Annotated in this window: 4 protein-coding genes; all 4 read left to right on the forward strand. The window is 64.2% G+C overall.

Annotated features, from left to right (window positions below; genetic code table 11):
- Window positions 1–188: 188 nt before the first annotated feature.
- Window positions 189–1,301: an NADH:flavin oxidoreductase/NADH oxidase gene (locus AC56LN_RS23350; RefSeq protein WP_499574943.1), complete on the forward strand. Its 1,113-nt coding sequence runs from the start codon at window positions 189–191 to the stop codon at window positions 1,299–1,301.
- Window positions 1,302–1,425: 124 nt separating this feature from the next.
- The gene (locus AC56LN_RS23355) at window positions 1,426–2,289 is read left to right on the forward strand and encodes a head GIN domain-containing protein (protein ID WP_499574944.1); all 864 of its coding nucleotides are present in this window, start codon (window positions 1,426–1,428) and stop codon (window positions 2,287–2,289) included.
- 140 nt (window positions 2,290–2,429) lie between these two features.
- Window positions 2,430–3,914 (forward strand): APC family permease, encoded by a 1,485-nt coding sequence (locus tag AC56LN_RS23360; RefSeq protein ID WP_499574945.1) that lies wholly within the window; start codon window positions 2,430–2,432, stop codon window positions 3,912–3,914.
- Between the two features lie 16 nt (window positions 3,915–3,930).
- A complete protein-coding gene (locus AC56LN_RS23365; protein WP_499574946.1) occupies window positions 3,931–4,581 on the forward strand; it encodes a CatA-like O-acetyltransferase in 651 nt (216 codons plus the stop codon).
- Window positions 4,582–4,958 lie beyond the last annotated feature (377 nt).

Raw genomic sequence — 4,958 nt, forward strand, 5'->3', positions numbered from 1 at the left:
TCGGCGCCGTTACGCACAAATTGGCCCATCTGATCTACGGCGTCATTCGAACAGGCAAGCCATTCGACGCAAATTTCTTATCGAATCGGCTTGCAATTCAAGACGGTATCTGACCCCCGCTTTTTTGGGTCGACGACACGAATTTTCAGGTCGGGCTAGACTGGTGCCCTTGATATGCAGGAGCCACCATGACCATGCTGTTTTCACCGTACGCGCTCGGCCCCCTCGAGCTGTCCAACCGTATCACCATCGCCCCGATGTGCCAGTATTCCGCTGTCGATGGCCTGCCCACCGACTGGCACATGATCCACCTGGGCAGCCTGGCGCTGTCCGGCGCCGCGCTGATCACATTGGAGGCCACCGCTGTCGTGCCGGAAGGCCGCATTTCGCCGAGTGACCTGGGTTTGTGGTCCGATGCGCACGCTGATGCGCTGGCGCCGATTCTGGCGGCGATGCGCCGTCATGCGCCGATCAAGATCGGCATTCAGCTGAGTCATGCGGGCCGCAAGGCGTCGACGAATGTGCCGTGGGAAGGTGGCGCGCAGATCGCCCCCGACGCCGCCAGTGGCTGGCAGACTGAAGGTCCGTCCGCCGTGCCGCACACCGAGGGTGACGCCGCGCCGCTGGCGCTGGATGCCGCCGGCCTGGCGCGGGTGCGTGACAGTTTCGTTGCCGCTGCACGCCGCGCACACGCGCTGGGTTTTGACGCGATCGAGCTGCACGGCGCTCACGGCTACCTGCTGCACCAGTTCCTCTCGCCGCTGGCCAATCGCCGGACCGACGAATACGGCGGCTCGCTCGAGAACCGCATGCGCTATCCGCTGGAGGTCTTCGCGGCCGTGCGCGCCGCCGTGCCGTCGATGACGCTCGGGATGCGGATCTCCGCCACCGACTGGGTCGATGGCGGCTGGGACCTCGAGCAGAGCGTGCGCCTTGCGCAGGAACTCGAGCGCATCGGGTGCGACTTCATCCACGTGTCGAGCGGCGGCGTGTCGACCGCCCAGAAGATTCCGGTGGAACCGGGCTACCAGATCGGCTTTGCCGAACGGATCAAGCGTGACACGGGCCTGCCGACGATCGGCGTGGGCCTGATCACCGAGGCGCGTCACGCCGAAGCCATTCTGCAGGCGGGCCAGGCGGATGTCATCGCTCTGGCGCGCGCGATGCTGTACGACCCGCGCTGGCCGTGGCATGCGGCGGCTGAACTGGGGGCGCAGGTGAGCGCGCCGCCACAGTACTGGCGCTCGCAGCCGCACGAATTCAAGACGCTGTTCGATACGACGCGGCCAGGCCAGGCCTGACACGGTTCGCGCCGGGGGCATGCAGTCCACGACGCCGTTCCTGCAGTCTGTCGCATGCAGCACGTTGCAGGGCAGGGTGGTTGGTAGAGTGCCATCACCCGAACAACAACCTGTCAGGACTGCCATGCGTACTCTCATCGCCCTTGCCGCTCTTGCTGCCCTTGCCGGCTGCGCCATCATCGTCGCGCCGCAGGATGGCAGCGACATGCGAGTTCATACGTCGTGGAGCAGCGGGACGACGGAGGGGAACGGTGTCGCGGCGCGCGATGCCCGCGCCATCACGGCGCTGCCGGCGCTGGACGTGAGCGGCGCGCTGGCGGTCGATGTGCGTGTGGGGCCGGTGGCGTCGCTGGTGGTGGAAGCCGACAGCAACCTGTTGCCGCTGATTCGTACCGAGACGCAGGGCGACACGCTGCGCATCTGGTCCGAGCAGAACCTGCGCAGCAAGACGCCGCTGCGCATCGTCTACACGACGCCCCGCCTGACCGAGGTGCGCGCGTCGGGCGCGACCCGCGTCGACGTGGGAGGCCTGAATGGTGCGCCGCTGGACGTGCGCAAGAGCGGTTCGGCCAGCGTGACGCTGGCCGGCGCAGCCGGCAACCTGCATGCGCGGGCGAGTGGCTCCGGTCTGCTGGATGCGGCCCGGCTCACCAGCAACAGCATCGATGTCACGCTGTCCGGGTCGAGCCGGATGCGCCTCGGGCCGGTCAGCGGCGAGGCCGCGCGCATGGAGCTGAGTGGATCGAGTTCGCTCGAGGCCAGCGGCGCGGTGCGCTCGCTCAACGCCCGCGTGAGCGGCTCGGCCAGCGCCGACCTGGCAGGCCTGGCGACGCAGGACGCCGACCTCAGTGCGAGCGGCGGCAGCAGCATCCGGGCCACGGTCAGGCAGTCGCTGTTTGCCCGTACCTCGGGCTCGGGCGGCATCCGCGTGTATGGCCAGCCGGCCCAGCGCAGCATGACGGGCGAGCGCATCCACCTGCTGGATTGAGGTCTTGTCGCGCGTGCAAACAAAATGTCTTCAGCGACAGCGGAGTCCCCTATAATCGCAGCTTCGTTTTGAGACTGCGTTTGGGGACTGCTTACCGGCGGCATCGAACGCGATTGCAACCGCGTACTGAAGGACTCGCCGTGAATCAGACTCTGGGCCAAAAGCTGCTACGTACCAAACCGGCGGGACGCCATCACGACGAGGGCACATCCGTTGGCGTTGCCGGCGCCTTGCCCGGCCTGCACCGCTCGCTCGGGCTGTTCCCGCTGACGATGATCGGCGTGGGTGCCACGATCGGTACAGGCATCTTTTTCACGATGGTCGAAGCGGTGCCGAAGGCCGGTCCTGCCGTCGTTCTCTCGTTTCTGCTCGCGGCGATCACCGCCGGCCTGACTGCGCTGTGCTACGCCGAACTGGCCGGGCGCGTGCCCGCATCGGGCTCCTCGTACTCGTTCGCCTATGCGACGCTGGGCGAATTCGCGGCGTTCATCGTCGCCGCCTGCCTGCTGCTCGAATACGGGCTGGCGGCCAGTGCGACATCGATCGGCTGGTCCGATTACCTGAACAACTTCCTGCTCAATGCGTTCCACTGGCAGATACCGGCCGAACTGCGCTCGCCGATGTTCGTGTCGGACCACCATAACGTCTCGTTCAATCCGGGCAACATCAACCTGCCGCCGATCATCCTCGTGATCATGTGCGGCATCATGCTGGTGCGCGGCACCAAGGAATCGGCCACGACCAACGCCATCATGGTGATGATCAAGCTGGCGATCCTGGTGTTCTTTGCCGCGATCGCGTTCACCGGCTTTGACGCCAACAACTTCCAGCCGTTCTTCAATATGGACGAGAGCAAGGGTTACGCGGGCATGGCCGGCGTGACCGCCGCTGCCGGCACCGTGTTCTTCTCGTTTATTGGCCTCGACACCATCGCGACCGCCGGCGAAGAGGTCAAGGACCCGCGCCGCAACGTGCCGATCGGGATCCTGTCGGCGCTGGTCATCGTCACCGTGTTCTACATGCTGGTGGCGGTTGCCGCGATGGGCGCGCAGCCGGCGCACCTGTTCGAAGGCCAGGAAGCCGGCCTGTCGGTGATCCTGCAAAACGTGACGGGCCAGGCCTGGCCGGCGCTGATCCTGTCGGCTGGCGCCGTGGTGTCGGTGTTCTCGGTGACGCTGGTGACGATCTACGGCCAGACCCGCATCCTGTACGCGATCAGCCGCGATGGCCTGATCCCGAAAGTATTCCAGAAAGTCAGCCCGCGCACGCAGGCGCCGGTGGGCAATACGATCATCGTGTGCAGCGTCGTGGGCCTGGTGGCCGGCACGGTCGATTCCACCTTCCTGTGGGACATGGTCAGCATGGGCACGCTGACGGCGTTCATGGTGGTGTCGATCGCGGTGCCGGTGATCCGCCACAAGCAGGGCCCTGACGCGCCACCGGGCTTCCGCGTGCCGTTCGGTCCGTATGTGGTGCCGGGGCTGTCGGTCCTGGCCTGCCTGTACATCATGAAGGATTTGTCGAGCACGACGTTCCGCGTGTTCTTCATCTGGATGGGCGTGGCGGTCGTGACCTACTTCGTCTACAGCATGCGCAACAGCCGCCTGAACAAACCGCAGGCGTAAGCGACTGGCAATCAGAATGGACAAGTTCGAACGACGGCGCGACCGCTTCGCGCTGTTCGACAGCATGGACAGCCCGGCGCTGAACCTGTGCTTCACGCTGACGCTGCCGGACTTTCGTCCCTGGTGCCGCGCGCAGGGCCTGGCACCATTCCACGTGCTGCTATGCGCCACGCTGCGCGCGGTGCTGAAGATCGAGAACTTCTGCTACCGCATCCTGGACGGCGAGGTCATCCGCATCGAACGCCTGAACCCATCGTTCACCGTCACGAACGCCAACGACGACCTGAATTTCGCGATGTTCGCATGGTCCGACGACCTGCACACGTTCGTCGCCCGCAGCCGCGCCGCTGGCGCCGAGGCCGCCGGCATGACGGCGTTGAATACAAGCTACGCAAGCCTGTCGCCGCGCGCAGCAAAAGAGCAGGTCTTCGTCACCTGCATCCCCTGGCTCGACTTCACATCGATCCAGCACCCGACAGCGGTGCTGGCGCAACCCGATATCCCGTCACTGGCCTGGGGACGCTTTCGCGACGCCCCGAACGGCAACCTGACGCTGCCATTCTCGGTCCAGGCCCACCACGGCTTCGTCGACGGCCTCCACATCCACCACCTGGCCACGCAAATCACCACCGAACTCACCGCCATCCTGCAATCAGGGTCAGAGTAGAATTATTGGCCAATTGCCCCCGAGATAACTAGGGTCAGAGTCGCATTAACGGCTCATCCGCAAAAGTTGTCAAACAATTCGACTCTGACCCTAATTGTTTTTGCGGTGGTTTTCTGCTTGAGTTTGGTAGAAGTTACGGCACATTCAAATACTCCCGGCATTAATTTCCTGCAGCTACCCAAACTCGCCAAATTTACATAAAAATTAATTAGGGTCAGAGTCGAATTATTGGCCAATTGCCTCAGAGATAACTAGGGTCGGAGTGAGATGCACCGGGATGGTGGACAGATTGAATCAGGTACACCTGAGAATTTTTTCCACCTGGTCGGGTGTTCGATAGCCGAGGGTTTGGTGGAGGCGCTGTTGATTGTAATACA

It is taken from the genome of Telluria sp. ZT3P26, from assembly GCF_059686035.1.

Excerpts from the sequence above, each read along its gene's own strand:
- AC56LN_RS23365 (WP_499574946.1), top strand. The coding sequence starts at position 3,931 with ATGGACAAGTTCGAACGACGGCGCGACCGCTTCGCGCTGTTCGACAGC.
- AC56LN_RS23350 (WP_499574943.1), top strand. The coding sequence starts at position 189 with ATGACCATGCTGTTTTCACCGTACGCGCTCGGCCCCCTCGAGCTGTCC.
- AC56LN_RS23355 (WP_499574944.1), top strand. The coding sequence starts at position 1,426 with ATGCGTACTCTCATCGCCCTTGCCGCTCTTGCTGCCCTTGCCGGCTGC.